Source organism: Collimonas silvisoli (assembly GCF_018305005.1).
In the GTDB taxonomy this organism is placed as follows: Bacteria; Pseudomonadota; Gammaproteobacteria; order Burkholderiales; family Burkholderiaceae_D; genus Collimonas; species Collimonas silvisoli.
Map to the genome: position 1 here is coordinate 1 of NZ_JAGQEG010000014.1, position 26031 is coordinate 26031.

A 26031-nucleotide genomic window follows, 5' to 3' on the forward strand; every position below is an offset into this window, starting at 1 on the left:
TCAGCGCAAATGCGATTTGTTGCTCGGTAAATTTGCTTTTCTTCACGACATGACTCCTGTTTCATCTAATGAAAAATCACGTCGGAAATTCTACTTTTAAATGCGACTGTTTATTGGGGTACGGTCAAAATGACTATGCACGCCGGCTCAAGGTCTCGCAAAATGCCGGAATTGTTGTACCGATCTGTCTGACCGCTACTCTGGATATCAAGAGATTTCTTTGTTCCCGGAAGGAAGGGGACAGTAAAAATTTGCGGGCATGATATACGTATTTAATGCACAACATTCTGTGGCGCGGAAAGCTGATGTTGCTCAAATACAACGTTGTTTTATGGCAAAAATTGAATGGCAATAAGTTCCCCATGATAAACTTCGGCCACTTTTTGTAGTAGTTTGTTATATGTTGCATATTTAATTAATAATTCTTGGCTTTCTTTACGTTCGCTGCCTGTGCGCGAGAAGACTTGGTCAGAGCAGAGAAGCGGCGACGCGAGAAGCATGAACCTCTTCGGAAAAATGTGTGGCCGTCGCGCGCTTGTCGGACTGGCCTGTGTATTAGGCACCTCCTTACCGATTGCCTATTCGCAAAGTTTCGCCACCGCCATTCAACCAGGTCTCAACCGCTTGCTGGGCTTGCCGCCGTCTCCCTATTCGCCAAGCACCCTAATATCTTCCAACGTCCCAGTCAATGATGATCGGCTGGCAAGTCTGGGCGCTAAGCTGTTTTACGACAACAGGCTGAGTGCAGATGGTCTGCATAGTTGCAGCAGTTGTCATCAGCCAGACAAATACTTTGCTGATGGCTTGGATGTGTCGCGTGGCGTAGGAAACAAATTGGGAACCCGTAACGCACCAAGCTTGTTGAACGTCAGCTATAACCCGACCCAGTTCTGGGATGGTCGTGAGGACACACTTGAACATCAGGCCCTGCGACCATTGATCAATCCACGAGAAATGGGGCAGCCGGATCACGAGGCGGTGCTGGCGGTGATTCGCCGCGATAAGGACTACCTGGCGGATTTCAAGCGTGTTTTCAACACACGCTCGGCTACCGATATCACGATCGATAGTGTGGTAAGTGCGCTGGCGACTTATCAAAGAACCTTGGTTGCGGGTGATTCACCGTTTGATCGATACCGCTATGGTGCTGACGCACATGCGATGTCGGACGGAGCACTGCGTGGCTACAAGCTGTTCGTCGGTGCGGCGGCATGTGTCAAGTGCCACACAATTGATCAGGGAAACGCGCTTTTTACTGACAACGAATTTCACGCTTTGTCAGTTGGCTTGAATCAGATCGCGCCGCGCCTTGCCGAGTTGACCGTAAAACTGTCGGCCGAGAAATTACGCGGTGTACCGATCGACGACATCGTGTTGACAGATGATGATTTTGCCGAATTAGGGCGCTTTGTGGTGACATTGCAGCCACAAGATATCGGTACGTTTCGTACGCCGACTTTGCGCAATGTTGCGATGACGGCGCCTTACATGCATGACGGTAGCGTGAAGACATTGGCTGAGGCTGTCGATCTGGAAGTGTTTTATCGCAGCAATGAGCAGGGCCATCCGCTGTTACTGACCCCGCCAGAGCGCCAGGATTTAATCACCTTCCTCGAATCGTTGACCAGCAGTCCCGAGTCGTTGAAAGCATTGATGCCCACAGAGGCACAGCGGAAAGCGTCACGGGTGGCAGAACAGATGCTGCCTCCGGTCACAAGCGGTAAGACATATCGATTGCCTGGCCAGTTCTGATAAAGCCGCTTACGTCATGCCATCCCACCCTTGATCTTTCTTTTTTGAGTGCCATGCCTATCCGATATTCTTTTATCCCGTCAAACGCCCACTTTGTTTCGTCGCCGCGGCGTGCACGCGGCTTTACGTTGCTGGAATTGCTTGTAGTGCTGGTGATTATCGGGTTGCTGGCTTCTTACGTCGGGCCCAAATATTTCTCCCAGGTTGGCAAGTCGCAAGTGACCGTCGCTAAAAGTCAGATGGGCGCGTTTGACAAGGCATTGGATACGTTCCGGCTGGATATCGGACGTTATCCTACCAATGAAGAAGGATTGCAAGCGCTGATGGTGGCGCCGCCGAACGATGCCGCCAAGTGGAATGGCCCTTATATGAAGACTGCGATTCCCCTTGACCCCTGGGGACATCCATATTTGTACCGTACACCTGGTGCGCGTGGTGAGATGGAAGTCGTGAGTTATGGCCGGGATGGACAACCGGGCGGCACGGGCGAAGACGCCGATATCGTGCTGCCTTAGCCGCATCAGCCCACTCCACACGACTCCTTCTCCGTCCTTCCCATGCGTTTCGATATCCGAGTTCTGTCACCGGCAAACCAACTGTCGCGTCTCACAGTTGAGGCCGCCAGTGAGGCCGATGCCCGACGCCAGCTGGAAAGCCAGTCTTTGCAAATTGTTGCCGTGCAAGCGCTCGGCCAGCGGATGTCCGGCCTGCGTTGGCGTCGGCGCCAGTTTTCGGTGCTGTTGTTTTGCCAGGAATTGCATGCCTTATTGCTCGCTGGCCTGACGCTGATGGAGGCGCTTGAAGGTCTCATTGAGAAAGATGCCGCCAGTGAATCGCGCACGGTCCTGCAACGCCTGATCAACACCATTCGAGACGGATCCCGCTTTTCCGATGCATTGACTGCATTGCCTGATGTCTTTCCGCCGCTGTTGGTTGGATTGATGAAGGCAGCGGAAAGCACCGGCGATATTCCGTCAGTATTGGCGCGTTACGTCATCTACCAGCAGCGGGTTGATGTTGTGCGCAACAAAATCATCAGTTCCTCCATCTATCCAGTCATCCTATTGGTAGTCGGAGCGGCGGTGACGGCCTTTCTGGGAGGGTACGTAGTACCGCGATTTGCCACGATTTACAAGGACACCGGACGTGAATTGCCTTTGATGTCTGCGTTGATGTTGAAATTCGGTGCATTCGTATCAGCCCATGCTGCGACCGTCGCTGGCACAACCTTGTTCTTGCTGGCGGCGCTGGCCGGATTGTTCTGGCAGTTATCTCGCTCCGGCGCTTTGTCACGGGGGGCCGCGCGATTACCCGGCGTAGGAGTGCGCATTCGTCTCTATGAAACCTCACGCTTATATTTGACGCTAGGCATGCTGCTCGAGAGCGGCATTCCAATTGTCTCGGCATTGGCGATGAGTGAGGGTGTGGTTTCACGCCGCGTCTTGACCCAATTGCAGCAGGCGCGCTTGGCGATCGAATCGGGGGCATTGTTTTCCGATTCGTTTCAGGAGTGCGGACTGACAACTGCCATCTCCTACAGGATGCTGCGCGTGGGTGAACGCTCAGGTCAACTGGGCGACATGCTGATCCAGGCCTCGAATTTCTATGAAGGTGATATCACGCGCTTTATCGACCGTTTTACCAGGGCGTTCGAACCGATTCTGATGATGGTCATCGGGCTGGTGGTGGGTGGCATCGTCGTCTTGCTATATATGCCGATCTTTGACCTGGCGACGACACTGCAATGACCTTCCTTGATCCTACTTCTGTCGCGCTGACGGCAACGTTTATGCCGCAGACCAATAATGCCGCAGCAATATCGAATCCGGAAACTGGATTGTTTATTGATGCCACTGTCTTGCGCGACTTGCGTGCCGCTGCGCGCATAGCTGGCCGATCGGTCATGGCCGAGATTGAAGACCGTTATCCGGAACAAGGTCGCGCAGCGGTGGCAGCACTAGCTGCCATGTTCAGTTGGCCGGTGATTGAAACAGCCGAGATGGATCTGACGACGCCATTGTTCTCTCTATTGCCGCTGGCCGACGCCATGCAGCGCCAAGTTGTGCTGCTAGAACAAGCGGGCAGCGTGTTAGCCGTAATCGGCGATCCGTTTGACGCCGATCTGCAGACCTGGCTCGGCGCTCGATGTCCCAAGCCGTTGCTGTTTCATCTCGCGTTACGGGCAGATATCCAGGCTTATTTAAGCAAGCAGGAGCAATTTGTCCGAGCGGTCGATAATATTGTCGCCGATGGAAGCGATGGCGACCGCGACGGCCGTTCGGCTGAAGTGTTGTCCTTTGCGTCCCTGAATGTCGCCTCCAGCCCAGCAGTGCGGCTGGTTAATTCGACGCTGTATGACGCACTGAAGGCCGCCGCCTCCGATATCCATCTCGAAAGCACAACCTCGGGTCTGACCATTAAATACCGTATCGACGGCGTGCTGGATCACGCTCGTTCGATCGGCGGGCGCGAATTGGCCGGGCAAGTCATTTCGCGGCTAAAAGTACTCGCCGAACTGGATATTTCCGAACGCCGTACGCCGCAGGATGGCAGCTTTCGGGTTGAATCCGGCGGTCGGGATATAGATTTGCGCGTGTCGATCATGCCGAGTATCCACGGCGAAGACGCGGTGATCCGGATTCTCGACAAACGAGCAATGATTGAGTCCTATGGCTCGCTGTCGCTGGAAGCACTGGGGTTCGATGAGCAATCGCTGCGTACTCTGCGTCGGCTGGCGGATGAACCCTACGGTATGTTGCTGGTCACAGGACCGACCGGTTCCGGCAAGACGACGACGTTGTATGGCGCACTGACCGAAGTGAATAACGGACGCGACAAGATCATCACCATCGAAGATCCGGTCGAATATCAGCTTCCGGGCATCTTGCAAATACCGGTCAATGACAAAAAAGGACTGACTTTCGCGCGCGGGCTACGTTCGATTTTGCGTCACGATCCGGACAAGATCATGGTGGGTGAAATCCGAGATCGGGAGACGGCAGAAATTGCCGTGCAATCGGCGTTGACCGGGCACTTGGTATTGACCACCGTCCATGCCAACAACGTGTTCGATGTGTTTGGCCGCTTTACCCACATGGGGATTGATCCCTATGCTTTCGTCTCCGCCTTGAACGGCATCTGGGCTCAGCGGCTGGTACGCAATAATTGTCCGCACTGTGCTGTCGATGTCGCGCCGGATGCGGCGCAGCTGGAACGTCTCGGCATGTCGATGGCCGATGTCAGCGGTTTTCGGTTACGCGCCGGAACGGGATGCGGTGATTGCCGCGGTACCGGCTACAAGGGGCGTACGGCGATTGCGGAAATATTGTCGCTCAACGATGAAATCCGTGAGTTGATCGTCGAAAAAGCCCCGGTACGCCAGATCAAGGACGCCGCTGCCAGGCACGGTACACGTAGCCTGCGCGAAGTCGCACTCGACTTGGCTCGGCGGGGGATCACCACATTGGAAGAGGTAAAACGTGTCACTCTTCAATCCTGAGCGCTTCCGACTGACGGTCGGCGTCGACACACTTACCTTGGCGGCGCGTACCCGGGGTACATCTTGGCGTGTCAGGGCGACTATCACCTATGCCGCCCAGATCGCGTCAAGCGCCTTGCAACCCCGTGTGCGGCAGCTGTTGTCAGATCATGTGCCGCGCGGCCGGGAAGTGTCTATCGTCATCGCCGACCGGCTGGCACGCTATTTCATCGTGACGCCGCCCGAACAGGTCGCTAGTTTTTCTGATCTGCAAACGATTGCCACCTTACGCTTTGCGACGCTGTTTGGCGATAGGGCGGTGGACTGGGTGATGCAAGCCGATTGGGCCATTGGCCGGCCTTTCCTCGTTTGTGCCTTGCCGCGCGCCTTGATGACAACGGCGCTGACTGAGTTAAAGACGGGCGGCTGGTATTCAGGTGGGATGAAACCGGAAAGTGTCTGGGTCTGGAATGATTGTGCACGTCGCATGCGCGCCTCAGGCGGGTGGTTGGCGCGGATCGGGGCAGGGCATCTGCTGCTCGCTGCAAGTGCCGGTGGCCACATTGCCGCTGTCAATTTATCCGTCGGATCGCCACCGGTAACCATGGATGCATTAAAAGCATTGTTGCTGCGTGAATCGTTGCGCTGGGACCGGCCATTGCCGTCAACGTTGTATATCAGCCAGGATAGCGCCGGTGCGATGGCAAACTTGCATGGTCTGCGCGTCGCTGATGTCAGCATTGTGGCGTTGCGCCCGGACTGTTTGGCACAGGAGTATCCAGCATGAAGTCGCTGCCGATCGATTTCGCGCCCGCACGACGCCAGCGCCTCGGTGCAACCGCGTTCGGTTTGATCATGTTTTTTTCCGGGCTGGTCCTGATGGGTGGCGCGCTATGGCACGCCAATAGCTGGCAGCGAGACTATCAGCGGATGCAGGTACGATTGGCAACGGAGCAGCAAAAGGATTCGGCGTCAGTCTCGACTCGTCGTGCGCCAACTCTGGTATTGAGCGCTGCGCAAATCGCCGCTATTAACGAGGCGGTGCGTCATTTGAATTTGCCTTGGCGCGACCTGTTCGACGCGATCGAAGCCGCCACGCCGCCGGAGATTGCCTTGCTGGCGTTGGACCCGGATCCGGAGCATCAGTTGTTGCGGCTGACCGCTGAGGCCGCATCGTCGGAGGCCATGCTGGATTATGTCGTGAATCTCAAACAGCAACCCGTTTTTTCGGCAGTCAGCATGAAGCGACACCAGTTAGATGTCCAGGATCCCAACAATGTCCTTCGATTTTCAGTGGCGCTATCGCTGGCAGCAAGCGGGCAGGCGGCCAAATGAAATCGCTTTCACTGAAATCGCTCTCTCCGCGTCATATCGTACTGCAGCTGTCGCTCTTTTTCAGGCGGGCGGGCTTGCTGCACTGGATCGGTATGCTGCTGCTTACGCTGGGCATTACATATTTTACAGTCGGCGTGACCTGGGAGCGACGCCTTGGAGAGCAGATGGCGCAAGACATTCGCGATTGGATTCGTGAGCGTCACGACAAAGCCTCCAAGGAGGCCACCGATGGGCCTCGCCAGACGGCACAGCGACAGCAGGCCTTCACCGATACATTAGGCAAGACAGAGCGCACGGAGCAATATATCAAGACGATTTTTGCGATCGCACATCGGCACGCAGTTGCGTTGCCCGAAGGTGAGTATCGTGCCGCAAACAGCCCGCAAGGCGGTTTTCTTACGTATGAAATCACGCTCCCCGTAAAAGGTACTTACCCGGCGTTGCAAGCTTTCTGTGAAGACGTGCTGCTAGAGCTGCCGTTTGCGGCACTGGATGCTATCCAGTTCCGGCGTGAGGCAGTGGCTACCGACGGTGTGGAAGCAAAGGTGCGCTTTACGTTGTATTTGCTGCCCACAACGCAGGGCCCCGGGTTGGCCGCAACGGAGATAGAGCCGGCTAAGCCACTATCGTTGGCTACTCCGGTGTCGCACGGTGTCATTGACGCGGCCGGATTGTCATCTGTCGCTATTCTTCCAGGGGAGATTAAGCGATGACGCGCCGCCATTGGGTTCTTGCCATATTGTTCTTAGCCGCTGCAAGCATAGCCGTATTCGGTGACCGTACGCCCAACGCTGATATTGCGCCTGCTCTGGCTCGAGAGCAGCCAAAGAGCCTCGCATCGCCTGTTGCTCTTGCCGCCGTTGGCCAACTTGTTACTGGTAAAGTGCCAGCGCCGCTGCCATCCGCGACGCTGCTGGCAGTGCTGCCGCGCGAGTCACTGATCGGGCGCGATACCGGCGAGCCTCATGCCAATCTGTTCGCAGCACACTCCTTTGCACCGGTGCAAGTGGCAAGCGCTGCGCCAATCCAAGAAGCCCCGCGCGAGTTGCCGTTCAAGTATCTCGGTAAGCAGGACAGCGGCAAAGGCTGGACGGTATTCCTTGAAAAAAATGACACCACCTTCATCGTCAAGGCGTCTGACGCCGTTGGCGACGACTACAAGGTTGTCTCCATTACGGCCTCGGCAATTACCTTTGAGTATCTGCCGACGCATGAGCAATCCTCTCTTCAGATTGAATGACCTACATGAATTTCGGCCGCATCCGCTGTTCCACCTTTTTCGCCGCCTTACCGCGTACAGCTACCTTGTTGCAGACAAGCAGTCGCACCATTGTGCTCTTCGCCTTGACAGCTTCGATGGCTGCCTGCGGTGAGATCGCTGTGCAACAAAGTGCCCGTAAGGCATTCGATGAGGGGCGGATTGAAGACAGCATGGCGCAGTTGCAGGAGGCATTAACTAAGAATCCTCAGGATGCGCAGTTGCGAGTGACTTACCTTAGCTTGCGCGAACGTGCCATTAACCACTGGCTGAGCCAGCAGTCGACGTCGACATCAACCGGCGAACGTACCCAACTGCTGCGCAGGATTCTGGTGCTTGATCCGGATAATCGCCGTGCCGCTGCGGAACTGGAAAAAATTGATCGTGACGGGCAGTTGGCAAAGCTGATGCTGGATGCGCAGTTTTCGTTTGACGCCAAGGACTACGACGCGGCAACCCGTATTGTGCGCGCGGTGTTGGCAGAAGATCCCTACAACGCTGCTGGCCGACGCTTGATAAAAGCGTTGATGGACAAGGTGTCCAAGCCCACGGTAGATCCTGAATTGCAGGCTGCCTTAAACCGCAAGCTGTCGATCGAATTTAAGGATGCAATGCTCAAGCAGGTGTTCGAAGTACTGTCACGCACCTCTGACATCAATTTTGTACTCGATAAGGATATCAAGAGCGACCAGCGGACGTCGGTTTTCTTGAAGGGCGTGACCGTCAAGGAAGCGCTGGAGGTGGTTCTGATGACCAACCAGCTGGAGCAACGCACAATCGGCCGCAACGCCATCATGATTTATCCCAATTTACCCGCCAAGCAGAAGGACTATCAGGCGTTGAGCGTGCACACGTTTTACACGGCGAACGCGGATGTCGAGCAGCTTGCCAACACGTTGAAGACCATTCTGAAAACACGTGACTTGATTGTCGACAAGAATCAAAACATGATCGTTATGCGGGATACGCCGGACGCGATCGATATGGCTGAGAAGATTGTCTCGATGGCCGATCTGCCAACACCAGAAACCATGCTGGAAGTTGAAATCCTGGAAATTAATCGCAATCTACTCAAAGACCTTGGCGTCAGCTATCCAGCAAAACTTTCGCTGTCCCCACTGGCATCGACTAGCGGCGGCACAGTAACGTTGGCAAACTTGATTCACGCAAACGCCAGCACGACAGGAGCGACCATCGATCCTCTAGCGATAAACCTGAGCGCTACCGATACCGACATCCGGTTGCTGGCGAATCCGCGTATTCGGGTCAAGAATCGAGAGTCAGCCAAGATACTAATTGGAGATCGGGTACCGAACATTACCTCGACGGCGACCGCGACTGGCTTTGTGTCGCAGAGTGTGCAATATCTTGATGTCGGCTTGAAATTGGAAGTGACTCCGGTGATAACGATTGACGGCGAGGTTTCGATCAAAGTGGCGTTGGAAGTTAGTAATATTGCCAACCAAATTACGACCACCTCCGGCACAGTGGCGTACCAGATAGGTACACGTTCAGCCTCCACAGTACTGCGGCTAAAGGATGGAGAAAATCAGATACTTGCCGGCCTGATTAGCGACAACGATACGGATGCGGTAACGAAGATCCCCGGTTTGGGCGATATTCCGTATCTTGGCCGATTATTCTCCAGCCATCACGGCGACCATAAAAAGACAGAAATCGTGTTGTCTATTACCCCGCATTTAATACGCAATAGCGTGTTACCTGCGGCGCATTTGCTGGACTTCCAGAGTGGTACGGAGTCTAGCTTGCATGGTGCTGGGGGCGGCGGTTTCACCCCGCCGGTCGACAGCAGCGCCCGCAGTGTGCCCACTGCGACCTCAACAACGCCAAGCGGGCCTAGCGGTGGCATAGGTTCAAATGGGGGAAGTGCGAATGGCGCAGCCGCTGCCAATGCTGCCGCAGGTGCAGCGAGCACAGGTAGTGTTGGAAGTGCTGGAAACCCGGTGAGTGCCCCCAACGGCGCAATGACCGATACCAGCGGCATTGGCGCCTCCGGCGGCGCCAATGCCAATGCATTGGCGTGGGTGGGCGCATCGCAAGGCGTCGTCGGCACCAGCGCCCAGCAACAGTTGGTTCTGACCAGCGGCCAGGGCGTAAGCGGAATAAACCTTGTCATTGGCTATGATCCGACCGCACTGCGGATTGATCGGGCCACCGAAGGCACGTTTTTGAACGCGGATGGCACGGCGACCACTTTCACGCAGCGGGTCGATGCATCAACCGGCCAGGTTTTCATCAGTGACGTGCGTAGCAGCGGTGCTGCTGCGGGCGCCACTGGACAGGCGGCGCTGGTAACGTTGAATGTAACGCCGCTGAAAGCAATCACCTCGACTCAACTGAAAGTGTTATCGATCACACCGTCAGTGGTCGGCGGTAGTTCGTTGTCATTGACTCCGCCCACCCAAAATATCGGCATGCTCTGGTCGGTGGCCGCAATTGCGTGGATTTACGTTGATCGAATTACTGATCAGCCTTGCCATTCTTGCGATATTGGCGACGATTGCGTTACCGGTGGCGCAGGTCGAGGTGCAGCGCACACGGGAGGCGGCGCTAGAGCGTGCGTTGCGCGAGATCCGACTTGGCATCGACGATTACAAGCGCGCTTATGACAACGGCCGCATCGCTCGCACCCTGGGAGCCAGTGGCTATCCCGCTACGTTGGATAGCCTGGTGAGCGGCGTCGAAGATGCGCGCGACCCGGCCAAGCACAAGATCTATTTCATGCGCAGTATTCCGCGCGACCCGCTCATGCCGGACGCATCGGTCGCCAACGCCGACACGTGGGGCAAACGAAGCTACGCCAGTGAACCCGACGCCCCGGCTGAAGGTGCTGATGTATTTGACGTCTATTCGCTGTCAAGCGCGATAGGTCTCAACGGCATCGCTTACCGCAAATGGTAATCGTCATGCGCCAAATTTCGCATCGCATTCAGCCGTGGCAACGCGAACGCGGTTTCACACTTATCGAACTGCTGGTCGTCCTGTCGATTGTGGCGTTGTTGTTGTCGATATCGGTGCCGAAGTATTTTCATAGTCTCGATTATTCGAAGGAAGTGATTCTGAAGGAGAACCTGCGCGTGGTGCGCAAAACGATCGACCAGTACTATTCTGATACCGGGCACTATCCTGATGATCTCGACGAATTGGTCAGCAAAAAATATCTACGGGCACTACCAGTCGATCCAATCACAAGCAGCGCCGCCACCTGGATATTGATCGCTCCGGAAGATAGTAAATTAGGCAAATTGTTTGACTTGCATAGCGGAGCGCAGGGCACCACACGTGACGGCGTCGGGTTCGGTCAGCTATAACTCAATGAGTAAAATGAAACACGCCGATCAGAGGCCGCGTACTCCGATGTCCTCATCACGTCAGCATGGATTTGCGCTGCTGGCACTGTTGATCTTTCTTGCGATGGTGGGCTTGCTGACGTCTGCTGTCGCCACGACTAGCGCGCTGGTGGCTCGCCGCGCTGCTGAGGAGCGCCTGCTCGATGTCGGCCGCCAATATCGCACCGCAATCCAGTTGTACGTCGAAGCCACGCCGCCCGGCCAGAAACGGTTTCCTCTCACCCTTGACGCGCTTCTGAAGGATCCTCGCTATCCAGACGTTCGCCGTTATCTGCGTACTGCCTACTCGGACCCGGTCAGCAGCAGTGAATGGGTACTGATCTTGGCCCCGGAGGGCGGCATCATGGGGCTGCACAGCGCATCACCGGATCGACCTATCCGACGTGTGGGATACGTGGCGCCCTTTGAAGCGTTTAATCAATTGGAGCGCTACGCCGATTGGTTATTTTATTACTATCCATGAGGCTGGTTTAGTCAATATGGTTTGAGGGAAAAATTTGTTGCGTTGCAAAAATCTGACGTTAAAAAGAAATCTATGCGTTAGACACTTAAGGTATTGCTAATGAATCATAATATTGCCGTACGGATATATTGAAAATGGTAGTGGTATGGTTGTGTTGTCATTCGTCACCTGCCCTAGCTGTTTAGAGTAGCAAGATTGCAAAAAAACATCGACATGATTGTCGAGGAAAATAAAATTTAGTCAGGGAGTAGGGTAGATGGCGAATTCGAACCGCGCGGCGACACGTCGCGTGCAGTATGCTGCGCAAGAGACTTTCTTGGCGGTTTCGTTGTTCTTGCAACGAGCATTGCGGCGTCCGCTGATCGTCATCCTGGCCTGTATCCTCCTTCCCTGCGCCGGCAGCGCCTACGCCGCCAGCGCGAACTATGTCTACGATGAACTCGGCCGGCTGGTGCAGGTGGTCGCCGCCGACGGCAGCAGCACCCAATATGCCTACGATGCGGCGGGTAATATCACGGCCGTCAAGGCCGACACGGTCAACACGCTGGCGATTGCCAGTTTCACGCCCACTGCCGGTGTTGCCGGCGCCAATGTCACGATCTACGGCAGTGGTTTCAGTACGACTGCGGCGTCAAACACAGTCACCTTCAATGGCGTCGCCGCAACCGTTACCTCGGCCAGTGCGTCGCAACTCAAGTTGACGGTGCCGGCGTCGGCGAAAACAGGTGTGATAACCGTCAGCAATGCGAACGGTAGTGCGACGTCGACACAACCATTTACGGTGGGATCGAATTTATCGGCGCCGACGATTACCGGCTTCACGCCGACGATTGGCGCGGCAGGTACGGCAGTGACAGTCAACGGGACGAATTTCCAGGCCGGTGTGGTCAATAACAAAGTGTCCTTTGGTGGTGTCAGCGGGAGCACAACGGCGGTGACCGCGCCGAGTCAAGCTGTTGCGACAGTCCCGAGTACAGGGCAATCTGGCAAAGTGTCCGTGCAAACTGCCGCAGGCACCGGCACGAGTAGCGCGGATTTCTTTGTGGTGCCCTCTGGCATCGCGGTGACGGACGTCGTGACTACTGGGCGCATTGTCGTCAACGGTGCTGCTGCAACACCGGCGATTACTACTGTCGGTAAATATGCGATGTTGCTGTTTGACGGCAGCGCCGGCCAACAGCTTAGCCTCGGGATGTCGGTGTTTGCGCCTGCGCCGAGTGGCTCGGGGACAGTCTCGATTCAGCTGTATGCTCCTACTGGCAGCGTCGTGAGTTCTTGCTCTCTATCTGGGGTGGACAAATGTTTGTTTGCGGCTTTACCGCAAACCGGGGTCTATCGGATACTGATCGGTATCGACAGCAGTCACACCGCGAATATGAGTTTGCTGCTGTCCAATCCGGTCACTGGCGTCCTCAAACCGAATGCTGCCGCGACGACGTTTGCGACGACCCGGATAGGCCAGGTCGCGAGTTACACATTTACTGCTGTGACTGGAGATAACTACAGTCTGACCTGGACAGGCGCTACCTTCAACGGCACTTGGTCTTACTTGTATGTCTACGCACCAGACGGCTCGCAAATCGCATCCCCTTATTTTGGTATTGACAGCCCGACGGGGGAAGTTCAACTCAATAATTTGTCGCAAACGGGCACCTACACCGTATCTATCGTTCCTTATAGTGCTGGCACTGGGCAGGTAGCGCTACGGTTGCTGTCGCCTGCGAAGGCGGCCTTGACGGTCAACGGCGCACCATTGGCGATCAATCAGGCGCCTGGCGCCAGTGGTCGTTATACCTTTAATGGTACAGCTGGGCAGCGCCTTGGTCTGGGCGTCTCTGGCGTCACTTTCACACCCGCTGGCGATTACGAAAGTTGGTCAATCATTGGCCCCAATGGGGCGACGCTGGTCAACTGTAATAGTTTCAGCACAAATAGCGGCTGTGTCCTGCCGCAGTTGAATGCTACCGGTGTGTACACGGTGGTGCTGGTGCCGAGCAGTGCGACGACGGCAGTGCAAGCGACGTTGACGTTGTCGAGCGAAGTGAGTGGGGTACTAACGGCGAACGCTGCGGCGACGACGTTTGCGACGGCGCGTGCGGGTCAAAATGGTCGTTACACATTTAGTGCGACCGCTGGCGATAACTACAGCCTGGCCTGGACTGGCGCGACTTTCAATGGCTATTGGTCTTACTTGAATGTCTACGCACCAGACGGCTCGCAAGTCGTTGCGCCTTATTTCGGTGCTGGCAATCCAACGGGGGAAGTACAACTCAACAATTTATCGCAGACCGGCACCTATACGGTGTTCGTCGTACCGGCGGCCGGCGGTACCGGACAGGTAGCCCTGCAACTCTTGTCGCCTGCGAAGGGGGCGCTGACGATCGATGGCGCACCGCTGGCGATCAACCAGGTGGCCGGTGCCACGGGCCGCTACACGTTTAACGGCAGCATCGGCCAGCGCCTTGGCCTTGGCGTTTCGGGTGTCACTTTCACGCCAGCTGGCGATTCCGCGAGTTGGTCGATCATTGGACCCAGTGGGGCGACGTTGGTTAGCTGTGGTGGCTTCAGCAGTGGTAACGGTTGTGTCCTGCCGCAGTTGAATGCAGCCGGTGTGTACACGGTGGTGCTGGTGCCGGGTAGTGCGACGACGGCGGTGCAAGCGACGTTAACGTTATCGAGTGAGGTGCGCGGTACACTAACAGCGAATGCTGCTGCGACGACGTTTGCGACGGCGCGTGCCGGTCAAAATGCGCGTTACACATTTACTGCGACCGCTGGCGATAGCTACAGCCTGGCCTGGACGGGCGCGACTTTCAGTGGACCCTATACGTACCTCACTGTCTACGCGCCTGACGGTTCGCAAGTTGCCTCTTCTCCTTATGTCGGCGTTGGCAACCCGACCGGTGAAATTCAACTCAGCAACTTGTTGCAGACCGGTACTTATACGGTGCTCGTTGTCCCTTATCTCGGTGGCACTGGACAGGTAGCGTTGCAGTTGTTGTCACCCGCGAAGGGGGCGTTGACGGTCGATGGCACACCGCTGTCGATCAATCAGGCGCCTGGCGCCAGCGGTCAATACACGTTTAACGGCTCTATCGGCCAGCGCCTCGGTCTGGGCGTCTCGGGTGTCACCTTCGCTCCTGCTGGCGGTTCAGTAAGCTGGTCGATCATTGGCCCCAATGGGACGACGTTGATCAACTGTGGTAGTTTCAGCGGCAGTAGCGGTTGTGTCCTGCCGCAGTTGAATGCAGCCGGTGTGTACACGGTGGTGCTGGTGCCGGGCAGCGCGACGACGGCAATACAGGCCACATTGATATTGTCGAAAGAGGTGAGCGGGGTACTGACGGCGAACGCTGCGGCAACCTCATTTACGACAGCACGTGCCGGTCAGAATGCTCGTTACACATTTACTGCGACGGCTGGCGACAACTACAGCCTGGCTTGGACCGGGGCCACATTCAGCTACTATTACAATACCCTATCAGTCTATGCGCCGGATGGATCGCAAGTTGCCTCTTCTCCTTATGTCAGTGCGAGCAATCCGAAGGGAGAAATCCAACTCAACAACTTATTGGAGACCGGTACCTATACGGTATTCTTCACCCCCAATCCCGGTGATACCGGGCAGGTAGCGCTGCAATTGTTGTCACCCGCGAAGGGGGCGTTGACGGTCGATGGTACACCGCTGGCGATCAACCAGGTGGCCGGTACCCCGGGCCGCTACACGTTTAACGGCAGCATCGGCCAGCGCCTTGGCCTGGGTATCTCGGGTGTCACCTTCGCTCCTGCCGGCGGTTCAGCTAGCTGGTCGATCATTGGCCCTAATGGAGCGACGTTGGTCGACTGTAGTAGTTTCACCAACAGCAGCGGTTGTATCCTGCCGCAGTTGAATGCAACCGGTGTGTACACGGTGATGCTGGTGCCGGGCAGTGCGACGACGGCAGTGCAAGCGACGTTAACGTTATCGAGTGAGGTGCGCGGCACGCTAACAGCGAATGCTGCTGCGACGACGTTTGCGACAGCACGTGCCGGTCAGAATGCCCGTTACACATTTACGGCGACCGCTGGCGATAACTACAGCCTGGCCTGGACGGGAGCCACATTCAGCAATTATTACAATACCCTATCTGTCTACGCGCCAGATGGATCGCAAGTTGCCTCTTCTCCTTATGTCAGTGCGGGCAATCCGAAGGGAGAAATCCAACTCAACAACTTATTGGAGACTGGCACCTATACGGTATTCTTCGCCCCCAATCCCGGTGACACCGGGCAGGTAGCGCTGCAGTTGTTGTCGCCGTCCACGGGAGGAGTGACGATCGATGGCACGTCACTCGCAATCCACCAGGTAGCTGGTGCAACTGGTCGCTATACGTTTGCTGGGACGACCGGTCAAGAGTTAGGCTTGGGCATCTCAAATACCGCCATTACACCTACAGGCGGGACATTGATCTGGTCAATAGTGACGCCTACCGGCGCGATATTGATCGATTGCGGTGGATTTTCGACGGATACAAGCTGTAATTTGCCTACACTGCCGGCGAACGGGACTTACACCATATTGGTGACGCCATCGACAGCTATGGCGGCACTGACAGCCAATCTGACCTTATCGACGGAGAGCACGGGAACACTCGTTGTGAATGCGCCGGCACGAGCATTCTTGATAACACGGGCAGGTCAGAATGGGCGCTATACGTTCAGCGCGACGATGGAGCAAAACTTGTCTCTCAGTATTACTGGCTCGATGTTAGCGACGTCCAATAACATGGTGACCGTGTATGCGCCGGATGGTAGCACTGTAGGTTCTGCATCGTTTGGTAATGGAACGAATACCACTGTGACATTGACCAATTTGCAGCAAACCGGTACCTACACTATTTTTGTTGATCCGTATCAGACAAATGCATCAAATTTGAGTCAGGTATCTTTAGGGCTGACGTCGACTGGAACAACGACTCCTGGTGCAGTGGCATCGGATGGCACGATCGCAATCGACGGTGCGCCGCTGGCAATCAATCAGGCGGCGGGCGTCAGTGGACATTACTCCTTTAACGGTGCAATTGGCCAACGCCTTGGCTTGGGCGTTACCCTCACATCCGCCGCAGGCCCGATAAGCTGGTCGGTGATGGCACCTAACGGCACGACGTTAGTCAACTGCGGCAGTTTTAGCGCCAGCAGCGGTTGTGTATTGCCACAGTTGAATGCTGCCGGCGTGTATACGGTGGTGCTGGTGCCGGGCAGCACGACGACGGCAGTGCAAGCAACGCTGACGTTATCGAGTGAGGTGAGCGGGGTACTGACGGCGAACGCTGCAGCGACGACGTTTGCGACGGCGCGTGCCGGGCAGAATGGCCACTACACGTTTACTGCGACGGCTGGCGATAATTACAGTTTGGCCTGGACCGGCGCGACTTTCAGTGGATCCTATACGTACCTCACTGTCTACGCGCCTGACGGTTCGCAAATTGCCTCTTATCCTTATGTCAGTGTTAGCACCCCGGCCGGTGAAATTCAACTCAGCAACTTGTCGCAGACCGGTACCTATACGGTGCTCGTTGTTCCTTATCTCGGTGAAACTGGGCAGGTAGCGCTGCAGTTGCTGTCACCCGCGAAGGGGGCGTTGACGGTCGATGGCGCACCGCTGACGATCAATCAGGCACCTGGCGCCAGCGGTCGATACACGTTTAACGGTTCGGTCGGCCAGCGCCTTGGCCTGGGTGTCTCGGGTGTCACTTTCACACCCGCTGGCGATTCCGCAAGCTGGTCGATCATTGGACCCAGTGGGGCGACGTTGGTCAACTGTAATAGCTTCAGCAGCGGTAACGGTTGTGTCCTGCCGCAGTTGAATGTAGCCGGTGTGTATACGGTGGTGCTGGTGCCGGGCAGTGCGACGACAGCAGTGCAGGCGACGTTGACGTTGTCGAGCGAAGTGAATGGGGTACTAACGGCGAATGCTGCTGCGACGACGTTTGCGACGGCGCGTGCCGGTCAAAATGCCCGTTACACATTTACTGCCACGGCTGGCGATAACTATAGCTTAGCCTGGACAGGGGCCACTTTCAGTGGATCCTATACGTACCTGACGGTCTACGCGCCTGACGGTTCGCAAATTGCCTCTTATCCTTATGTCAGCGTTAGCACCCCGACAGGTGAAATTCAACTCAGCAACTTGTTGCAGACCGGTACCTATACGGTGCTCGTTGTTCCTTATCTCGGTGAAACTGGGCAGGTAGCGCTGCAGTTGCTGTCACCCGCGAAGGGGGCGTTGACGGTCGATGGCGCACCACTGACGATCAATCAGGCACCTGGCGCCAGCGGTCGATACACGTTTAACGGTTCCGTCGGACAGCGCCTTGGTCTGGGTGTTTCGGGTGTCACTTTCACGCCAACTGGCGATTCCGCAAGTTGGTCGATCATTGGACCCAGTGGGGCGACGTTGGTTAACTGTGGTGGCTTCAGCAGCGGTAGCGGCTGCGTGCTGCCGCAGTTGAATGCTACCGGTGTGTACACGGTGGTGCTGGTGCCGGGCAGTGCGACGACAGCAGTGCAGGCGACGTTGACGTTGTCGAGCGAAGTGAATGGGGTACTAACGGCGAACGCTGCCGCGACGACGTTTGCGACGGCGCGTACCGGGCAAAATGGCCGTTACACATTTACTGCGACCGCTGGCGATAACTATAGCCTTGCCTGGACAGGGGCCACTTTCAGTGGATCCTATACGTACCTGACGGTCTACGCGCCTGACGGTTCGCAAATTGCCTCTTATCCTTATGTCAGCGTTAGCACCCCGACAGGTGAAATTCAACTCAGCAACTTGTTGCAGACCGGTACCTATACGGTGCTCGTTGTTCCTTATCTCGGTGAAACTGGGCAGGTAGCGCTGCAGTTGCTGTCACCTGCGAAGGGGGCGTTGACGGTCGATGGCGCACCACTCACGATCAATCAGGCGCCTGGCGCCAGCGGTCGATACACGTTTAACGGTTCCGTCGGCCAGCGTCTTGGGCTGGGCGTTTCGGGTGTCACTTTCACGTCAGCTGGCAATTACGAAAATTGGTCGATCATTGGCCCCAATGGGGCGACGTTGGTCGACTGTAGTAGTTTCAGCAGCAGTAGCGGTTGTGTCCTGCGGCAGTTGAATGCAGCCGGTGTGTACACGGTGGTGCTGGTGCCGAGCAGTGCGACGACGGCAGTGCAAGCGACATTAACGTTATCGAGTGAGGTGCGCGGTACGCTAACAGCGAATGCTGCCGCGACGACGTTTGCGACGGCGCGTGCCGGTCAAAATGGCCGTTACACATTTACTGCGACCGCTGGCGATAACTACAGCCTGGCCTGGACGGGGGCTACTTTCAGTGGATCCTATACGTACCTCACTGTCTACGCACCTGATGGTTCGCAAGTTGCTTCTTATCCTTATGTCAGTGCGAGCACCCCGACCGGTGAACTTCAACTCAACAACTTGTTGCAGACCGGTACCTATACGGTGCTCGTTGTTCCTTATCTCGGTGAAACTGGGCAGGTAGCGCTGCAGTTGCTGTCACCCGCAAAGGGGGCGTTGACGGTCGATGGAACACCGCTGGCGATCAACCAGGTGGCCGGTGCCACGGGCCGCTACACGTTTAACGGCAGCGTCGGTCAGCGCCTCGGCCTGGGCGTCTCGGGTGTCACCTTCGCTCCAGCCGGCGGTTTAGCTAGCTGGTCGATCATTGGCCCTAATGGAGCGACGTTGGTCGACTGTAGTAGTTTCAGCAGCAGTAGCGGGTGTGTCCTGCCGCAGTTGAATGCAGCCGGTGTGTACACGGTAGTGCTGGTGCCGGGCAGTGCGACGACGGCAGTGCAAGCGACGTTAACGTTATCGAGTGAGGTGCGCGGTACACTCACATCGAATGCTGCCGCGACGACGTTTGCGACAGCACGTGCCGGTCAGAATGCCCGTTACACGTTTACTGCGACGGCTGGCGATAACTACAATCTGATCTGGACTGGCGCAACTTTCCCTGGCAACTGGTCGTACCTGACTGTGTACACCCCAGACGGGTCGCAAGTTGCTGCGCCCTATTTCGATGCAGCCGACTTGCCTTCAGGAATAGTGCAACTCCGCAATCTGACGCAGACCGGTACTTACACCGTAGCCGTATCCCCTTATGGCGGTAGCGCCGGGCAAGTGGCACTGCAGCTGTTGTCACCTGCGAAGGGGGCGTTGACGGTTGATGGCGTGCCGCTGGCCCTTATTCAAGCGGCCGGGCAAAGTGGCTTTTATACCTTTGCGGGCACTGCAGGTACGTATTTGAACGTTTCGCTATCGAATCTCGCGACAATCCCCGCCAACTCCGCGGTCACGTTAACAGTACTCGGCCCCAATGGAGTCGTGGTAAATAGTCAGTCGATTAGCGCGGGAACGACCAATTGGAATATTCCTGAAGTGTCGTCCGGCAGCACCGGATTGCCATCGACCGGCACTTATACCGTGGTCATTAACCCGGCTAGTGCGAGCACTTCTGTAAGCGGCACATTTGCGATCAAGAAATTCAGGTTGACGCCATGACACGCAACATCTCCTATATCAATCACTTTGCCATTGATCCCAACACAATGACGGATATCACCAGCACTATGAAGAACTCGTTAGATTTCACGACGCAGCACGGGACTCTACCGTTGCGTTCGCGTCGGCTTGCCGGCGCCTGGTTGCTGGCGTTGACATTTGCCGGTGCGATGCCGGCGACGCTTGCGGCGCCTGCTTCGCCTGCAATAACGATGAACAGCACTGCAGTCGATGCACTGTCGCGGTTGCTGGCAGCGCAACCGGTCCTGCTTGCCGGTCAAAGCGCGACGCAACTGGCGGACGGCCAATGGCTGGTTATCGGCGGCGCGAGCGCTGGCGCTGCCGGTAACCAGGCCTGGCGGGTTGGCGTTGACGGTCAACGTACGGTACTGCCGGCAACGCTACACCTGGCACGTACACGCCATAGCGCCACGCTGCTCCCCGATGGTCGGGTGCTGGTGCTGGGCGGTGTGGACGCCCATGGCGGAGTAGTGGCGGATGCCGAGCTGTTCGATCCGGCCACTGGTTCATTCACCGACCTCGGCAGTCTGGGACTGGCAGGGCGCAGCGATCACAGTGCGACCATGTTGATGGATGGTCGTGTATTGTTGGCAGGCGGTGTTGACGCGCGCAGCAATCCGATCCGCGATGTGGATGTCTACGATCCCCTCTCGCGCAAGATCGAACGCCTGACGGCAAAGCTGGGCAGCGACCGTATCGCACCAATCGCCTTGCTGCTGCCAGACAATCGCGTATTGATCTGGTCCGGTACAACGGCGAACGGACAGGTGCAATCAACAGCGGAAGTGTATTCTTCCGACAGCGGCCAATTCTCGATCCTGTCGATGGATCAGGTTCAGCAACTTGCCGGTGGTTTAAATCGCAGCTCGGCGCCAGCTGTGCTGGGCCAGTCGCCCGCAAGTAGTGCTACGAATGTACCGGTTGCACAACGTGTTGTGCTGCGTTTCTCGCAGAAGATGGCAGTCGGATCGTTCAATAACGCGACGGTCACGCTGATGGGGCCGAACGGCGCGGTGGGCGTACTGCCGGTAGCCGCTGACAATGGCGTTCTGCTGTTTGCGACACCGAAACAGGAACTGCTGCCCGCCAGCTCCTATACCTTGTTTGTGCAGGGTGCCACGGACCAGTTTGGTCAGCCATTACCGCTGACGGCAGTTGGTTTCAAGACCGTGGCGCTGAATACGACAAGCGCCGCTGCCGCCGTCGCCCAGGCCACCCTGGTGCAGGGTGCTGCTGCTGCGGTCAACAGCGGCACTGCAACCGGCAGCACCACTGGCCCTGCCAGCAAGGATGCGGCGCCGGTGCCGGCGCCGAAGGCGCCGACCAATGACCTGGTGACGACCGAAGCGATGGCCGAAGAAGGCGAATTGTGGGTGCCTGGCGTTGGCGACCATTACGGCCAGTGGCGGCGCGGCGACCGCAATGTCTCGCAACAACATTTGCCCAAGAATCTTGCGCTGCGTCGTGTGCTGTACGGTTATCCGGAACTGATGTCGTTGACACCTGCCGACGTCGCGCTTAAACGGATTCCGAACGTCGAGCCGACATCTACTGGGGTCACCTCTGTCTCCGGCCAGGTACTGCGGTTGAATGGCAAGCCGCTGGTCAACGCCACGCTGTCGATAGGAGAGCAGCAAGTCAAAACCGATGACAACGGTGAATTTACACTTTCTCCGGTGCCATCGGGACGCCAGACCATCGTGATCAACGGCGAATCCGCGACCATCGGCGAACAGCACTACGGCCGCTATGAATATGGTTTTAATGTGGAGGCCGGCAAGCCCAATCTGCTGCCGTTCATTATCTGGATGTCGCGCCTGAACCCGCAAACGCTGAAGATTGCCTCGCCGACCCAAAGCGATACGGTATTGAGCAATCCGCAAATCCCGGGCCTGGAGCTGCGTATCCCGGCCGGCATGGTCATTCGCGACGCCAACGGCAAGATCGTGACCGAAATTAGCATGACTGCGGTGCCGGTCAACCAGCCGCCATTCCCGCTGCCGCATATCAATGTGCCAGTGTATTTCACGGTGCAGCCGGGCGGCTCGCATCTGGAAGGCATCAATGCCGCCAGCGCCAAAGGTGCGCAAATCGTCTATCCGAACTATCTGCACGCCAAGCCCGGCACGCGCATGACGTTCTGGGATTATGACGCGGCCAAGCGTGGCTGGTTTGAATACGGTCAGGGGGTTGTGACAGCGGACGGCAAGCAGGTCATGCCGGATGCGAATGTGCGGATCTATGAATTTACAGGGGCAATGATCACGACGTTTGCGCCGTCGACTAATGCACCGTCGACCGGTCCGAAAGATTGTGGATGCAAGACTGCCGATCCGGTCGATACGTATTCCGGTCTGTTTATGAATAATGAAACCGATCTGGCGATCGCCGATATCGTGCCGATCCGGGTCAGTCGCAGCTATCGTCAGGCCGACGATGTCAGCCGTGCCTTCGGTGTTGGCACCAACCTGTCCTACGACATGTTCTTGACCGGTGGCTACGACACCAGTAAAGACCAGATCCTGCCATATGCTTCGCTGATCAAGCCTGACGGCGGCCAGATTAATTTTACGCGCGTCTCTGGCGGCACCGGCTACACCAATGCGGTGTTCCAGAGTACGTCGGATCCGACTACGGCATATTACGGCGCCATTGTGAAATGGGATACGACCTATCCTGGGGCCGACTGGAGCGTTACCTTAAAAACCGGCGATATCTATTATTTCCCAGGTGTTGGCGACGGTAGCGGCACGGCACGGCAGGGCGCCATGCTGGCCATGAAGGACCGCTTCGGCAACCTGACGCAACTGGTGCGCACCAACGCGAATCTGACGCAGATCATTTCGCCCAATGGTCGCAACGTGTACCTGACCTATGATGCAAGCAATCGCATCACCCAGGTCAAGGATGATCTGGCGCGCACGGTCGGCTATGCCTACGATGCCAGCGGGCGATTGATCACGGTCACCGATCCGCTGGGCAAGACCACTCAATACACCTACGGCACCCAGACGCTTGATCCTGCGCACTCCGTGGGTGGCGTCACCAGCAGCACCAACATGTTGACGGTGAGGGACAAGAACGGCAACGTCAAGACCACCAATGTCTTTGACGGTAATGGCCGTCTGAGCAAGCAGACCTATGCCGATGGGCGTTTCTTCCAGTTCAGCTATGTATTGCAATCGTCGCAAACAGGCACCGGGACCAGCACGGCAGGATTCGACACGGTCGTGCAAACTGACGCCACTGATGAACGAGGCACCATCACCCGCTATAGCTTCGATACGAATGGTGCACCAACCAGCGTTATCAGTGCGTTCGGCACGACCCTCCAGCAAACGGCGAGCAACAACTGGAACAGCACCACGCATTTGCTCGACAGCCGCACCGATGCCATGGGGCGGGTGACGGCGTACCAATACGACCGTCTGGGTAACAAGACACAGATCACGCAATTGTCGGGCACCAGCAATGCGATCACAACCAATATTGTCTATGACCTGACCTACAGCCTGCCGACCAGCATCACGGATCCGAACGGCCACAACACGACGCTGACCTACAACAACCTGGGCAACCTGATCCAGGCGACGGACGCATTGGGCCATGCGGTGGTGATGACCTACGACAGCAAGGGCCGGCGCACCAGCGTCAAGGATGCCCTGGGCCATGCCACCAGCTTCGCCTATGCCGGCGCCGATCTGCAGGCAGTGACCGACGCCTTGGGACGCACGGTGAGTTCTTACACCGACATTATCGGCCGTACGACCAGCGTGACGGACATGCTGGGCAACCGTACCTATGTGGGCTATGACGATCTCGATCGCGCCACGGCGATCACCAATGCCAAGGGCGGTGTCGCGCAAATCAGCTACGACGGCAACGGCAATGTGCTGAGGCAGATCGATGAGAACAATAATTCCGCTGGGTTTACTTACGACAGTCGTGACCGGATGAGCAGCATGACAGATGCGCTGGCGCACAAGGCGACTGCCTCGTACGAGCCAGGCGGCAATGTAAGCCAGAGCATCGACAACAAGGGGCAAATCACCAATCGCACTTACGATGCGCTGGGCCGTCTCACCAGCATCAGCTACGGCGCCAATACCAGCGGCACGACGAGCGCCAGCAGCACGGCATTCACCTGGGACAATGGCAACCGGCTCACGCAGGTCGTCGATTCAGTCTCTGGCACGATTACGCGCAGTTATGATCTGCTGGACAGAACGCTGAGCGAAACCACGCCGCAAGGGACGGTTACCCGGACGTTTGATGCGGGTGGACGGCGCCTGACGCTGACGGTCACCGGCCAGCCGACGATCAGCTATAGCTACGACGTGGCGGATCGGCTGACGCAGATCCAGCAGGCGGCCGGCAGCAGCAACGGCAATGTGGTGCAAACCACCGGTTATACCTACGACAACGCCAACCGCTTGACGAAGCTTGTATTTGCAAACGGTATCAACGCGAGTTATAGCTACGACAACGGCAATCAGCTAACCGGGATCAGCTATGTGAAATTGAACGGTACGGTCATTGGCGATCTGAGTTACACCTATGACACGATAGGGCATCGTACCAGCATAGGAGGCTCTCTGGCGCAAACTAATCCAGGCACGCCGGTCAGTGCGACTGGTTTTAATGCGGTTAATCAATTGATCAAGTATGGCGCGCAGACATTGACGTACGATGCCAACGGCAATTTGACCAGCGACGGTACCAATATCTACACTTGGGATGCGCGAAATCAACTGCAAAGTATCGGCGGCGGTAACACGGCCAGCTTCCAGTACGATGCATTGGGAAGCCGGATCGGTAAGACGATTGGCAAGACCTCGACTGGGTATTTGTATGATGGCATCAACTTTGTGCAGGAGAAGAGCGGCACCGGCAGCAGTGCTGGTGTGACAGCCAATCTGATCACGGGACTTGGTGCAGACGATCTGATCGCACGGCAAACTAGCGCGGGCAATCAAACGATGCTGACCGACGCTCTAGGCAGCATTATTCTGGCGACCGACGCGACGCAGGCGACGGTGACAAGTTACAGCTACGATGCCTATGGCAATACGACGCAGGTAGGGGCCAACGACAATAGCCAGCAGTACACGGGGCGGGAGAATGATGGAGCCGGGTTGTATTATTACCGGGCACGGTATTATTCACCGTCCGTGGGACGGTTTGTGTCGCAGGACCCGATAGGGTGGAATGCGGGACAAACGAACGGGTTCAGCTATGCAAATGGGAATCCGATCAACTATACCGATCCGACCGGCAATTGTCCGTGGTGTGTCGGGGCGGGGATCGGGGCGGCCATTGGCGGCATCGCCGGAGCTGTTCAAGCTATTAATTCTGGTGCCAACGGATGGCAAGTCGCAGAGGCAGCTGCTGTAGGAGCGTTGGCTGGTGGAGTTGCTGGCGCTATTCCCACGAATTGGGGTGCGCTAGGAACTATGGCGGCGGGGGCGTTTATTGGCGGGGCAGGTAACGTAGGAAGTCAAGTCGCCACAGGCACATCTTTGAAATGTATCAATTGGAAACAAGTAACGCTACAAGGTGCAATAGCCGGAGTTGGGGCCGGAGTTGGTTGGGGAGCGGGATTGGCAGGAGCCTTAAAAGCTGTTAGATATGGATTTGGAAGCAAGGCTGCAATTAATCAAGCAGGTGTTGCTGGAGCGATTGGCGGTGGTGCTGCCACCATATATCCTAATTTACCAATCCCAACGCCGCTTGGGGGATTCTTGCCCGCATCGGATGATGGATGTGGATGCAAGTAAATTAAGGTAAGCCGTTACCATGTTTTCTTGA

14 protein-coding genes and 1 pseudogene are annotated in these 26031 nt (G+C 56.6%); 14 read left to right on the forward strand and 1 reads right to left on the reverse strand.

What is annotated here, in order from left to right:
* Window positions 1-329: 329 nt before the first annotated feature.
* Complete coding sequence (locus tag KHU33_RS05270) at window positions 330-500, reverse strand: hypothetical protein (protein WP_211461462.1); 171 nt, start codon at window positions 498-500, stop codon at window positions 330-332.
* On the opposite strand from KHU33_RS05270, the gene KHU33_RS05275 reads away from it, so the two are divergent.
* The 14 genes and pseudogenes from KHU33_RS05275 (at window position 499) to KHU33_RS05340 (ending at window position 26000) form a co-directional block, all read left to right on the forward strand.
* Window positions 499-1752 carry a cytochrome-c peroxidase gene (locus KHU33_RS05275; RefSeq protein WP_211461463.1) on the forward strand — a complete coding sequence of 418 codons (1254 nt, stop codon included), beginning with the start codon at window positions 499-501 and terminating at the stop codon, window positions 1750-1752. The two genes, KHU33_RS05270 and KHU33_RS05275, sit on opposite strands and share 2 nt — an antisense overlap.
* 53 nt (window positions 1753-1805) lie before the next feature.
* Complete coding sequence (gene gspG, locus KHU33_RS05280; protein WP_211461464.1) at window positions 1806-2267, forward strand: type II secretion system major pseudopilin GspG; 462 nt, start codon at window positions 1806-1808, stop codon at window positions 2265-2267.
* A 42-nt stretch (window positions 2268-2309) separates the two neighbouring features.
* The gene (locus tag KHU33_RS05285) at window positions 2310-3500 is read left to right on the forward strand and encodes a type II secretion system F family protein (protein ID WP_211461465.1); all 1191 of its coding nucleotides are present in this window, start codon (window positions 2310-2312) and stop codon (window positions 3498-3500) included.
* A gap of 41 nt (window positions 3501-3541) precedes the next feature.
* Window positions 3542-5251 carry a GspE/PulE family protein gene (locus KHU33_RS05290; RefSeq protein ID WP_211461516.1) on the forward strand — a complete coding sequence of 570 codons (1710 nt, stop codon included), beginning with the start codon at window positions 3542-3544 and terminating at the stop codon, window positions 5249-5251.
* A complete protein-coding gene (locus KHU33_RS05295; RefSeq protein ID WP_211461466.1) occupies window positions 5232-6017 on the forward strand; it encodes a hypothetical protein in 786 nt (261 codons plus the stop codon). Before KHU33_RS05290 ends, KHU33_RS05295 begins: the two co-directional genes overlap by 20 nt.
* The gene (locus KHU33_RS05300) at window positions 6014-6565 is read left to right on the forward strand and encodes a PilN domain-containing protein (RefSeq protein ID WP_211461467.1); all 552 of its coding nucleotides are present in this window, start codon (window positions 6014-6016) and stop codon (window positions 6563-6565) included. The genes KHU33_RS05295 and KHU33_RS05300 overlap by 4 nt, the downstream gene beginning before the upstream one ends.
* Complete coding sequence (locus KHU33_RS05305) at window positions 6562-7278, forward strand: hypothetical protein (RefSeq protein ID WP_211461468.1); 717 nt, start codon at window positions 6562-6564, stop codon at window positions 7276-7278. The genes KHU33_RS05300 and KHU33_RS05305 overlap by 4 nt, the downstream gene beginning before the upstream one ends.
* Complete coding sequence (locus KHU33_RS05310; protein ID WP_211461469.1) at window positions 7275-7805, forward strand: hypothetical protein; 531 nt, start codon at window positions 7275-7277, stop codon at window positions 7803-7805. The genes KHU33_RS05305 and KHU33_RS05310 overlap by 4 nt, the downstream gene beginning before the upstream one ends.
* A gap of 812 nt (window positions 7806-8617) precedes the next feature.
* Window positions 8618-10192: pseudogene (locus KHU33_RS26315) on the forward strand (type II secretion system protein GspD); the annotation flags it as partial.
* A gap of 214 nt (window positions 10193-10406) precedes the next feature.
* Window positions 10407-10745 carry a hypothetical protein gene (locus KHU33_RS05320; protein WP_329956028.1) on the forward strand — a complete coding sequence of 113 codons (339 nt, stop codon included), beginning with the start codon at window positions 10407-10409 and terminating at the stop codon, window positions 10743-10745.
* Between the two features lie 5 nt (window positions 10746-10750).
* The gene (locus KHU33_RS05325; protein ID WP_211461470.1) at window positions 10751-11155 is read left to right on the forward strand and encodes a type II secretion system protein; all 405 of its coding nucleotides are present in this window, start codon (window positions 10751-10753) and stop codon (window positions 11153-11155) included.
* A 13-nt stretch (window positions 11156-11168) separates the two neighbouring features.
* On the forward strand, window positions 11169-11657 hold the full coding sequence (locus KHU33_RS05330; RefSeq protein ID WP_211461471.1) for a type II secretion system protein: 489 nt from the start codon (window positions 11169-11171) through the stop codon (window positions 11655-11657).
* A 256-nt stretch (window positions 11658-11913) separates the two neighbouring features.
* On the forward strand, window positions 11914-20202 hold the full coding sequence (locus KHU33_RS05335; protein ID WP_211461472.1) for an IPT/TIG domain-containing protein: 8289 nt from the start codon (window positions 11914-11916) through the stop codon (window positions 20200-20202).
* Window positions 20199-26000 carry an RHS repeat-associated core domain-containing protein gene (locus KHU33_RS05340; protein WP_211461473.1) on the forward strand — a complete coding sequence of 1934 codons (5802 nt, stop codon included), beginning with the start codon at window positions 20199-20201 and terminating at the stop codon, window positions 25998-26000. The genes KHU33_RS05335 and KHU33_RS05340 overlap by 4 nt, the downstream gene beginning before the upstream one ends.
* Window positions 26001-26031: the final 31 nt, after the last annotated feature.

Coding starts and splice junctions, on each gene's coding strand:
- KHU33_RS05285 (WP_211461465.1), top strand. CDS start 2,310: ATGCGTTTCGATATCCGAGTTCTGTCACCGGCAAACCAACTGTCGCGT.
- KHU33_RS05325 (WP_211461470.1), top strand. CDS start 10,751: ATGCGCCAAATTTCGCATCGCATTCAGCCGTGGCAACGCGAACGCGGT.
- KHU33_RS05275 (WP_211461463.1), top strand. CDS start 499: ATGAACCTCTTCGGAAAAATGTGTGGCCGTCGCGCGCTTGTCGGACTG.
- KHU33_RS05270 (WP_211461462.1), bottom strand. CDS start 500: ATGCTTCTCGCGTCGCCGCTTCTCTGCTCTGACCAAGTCTTCTCGCGC.
- gspG (WP_211461464.1), top strand. CDS start 1,806: ATGCCTATCCGATATTCTTTTATCCCGTCAAACGCCCACTTTGTTTCG.
- KHU33_RS05340 (WP_211461473.1), top strand. CDS start 20,199: ATGACACGCAACATCTCCTATATCAATCACTTTGCCATTGATCCCAAC.
- KHU33_RS05335 (WP_211461472.1), top strand. CDS start 11,914: ATGGCGAATTCGAACCGCGCGGCGACACGTCGCGTGCAGTATGCTGCG.
- KHU33_RS05300 (WP_211461467.1), top strand. CDS start 6,014: ATGAAGTCGCTGCCGATCGATTTCGCGCCCGCACGACGCCAGCGCCTC.
- KHU33_RS05305 (WP_211461468.1), top strand. CDS start 6,562: ATGAAATCGCTTTCACTGAAATCGCTCTCTCCGCGTCATATCGTACTG.
- KHU33_RS05310 (WP_211461469.1), top strand. CDS start 7,275: ATGACGCGCCGCCATTGGGTTCTTGCCATATTGTTCTTAGCCGCTGCA.
- KHU33_RS05290 (WP_211461516.1), top strand. CDS start 3,542: ATGCCGCAGACCAATAATGCCGCAGCAATATCGAATCCGGAAACTGGA.
- KHU33_RS05330 (WP_211461471.1), top strand. CDS start 11,169: ATGAAACACGCCGATCAGAGGCCGCGTACTCCGATGTCCTCATCACGT.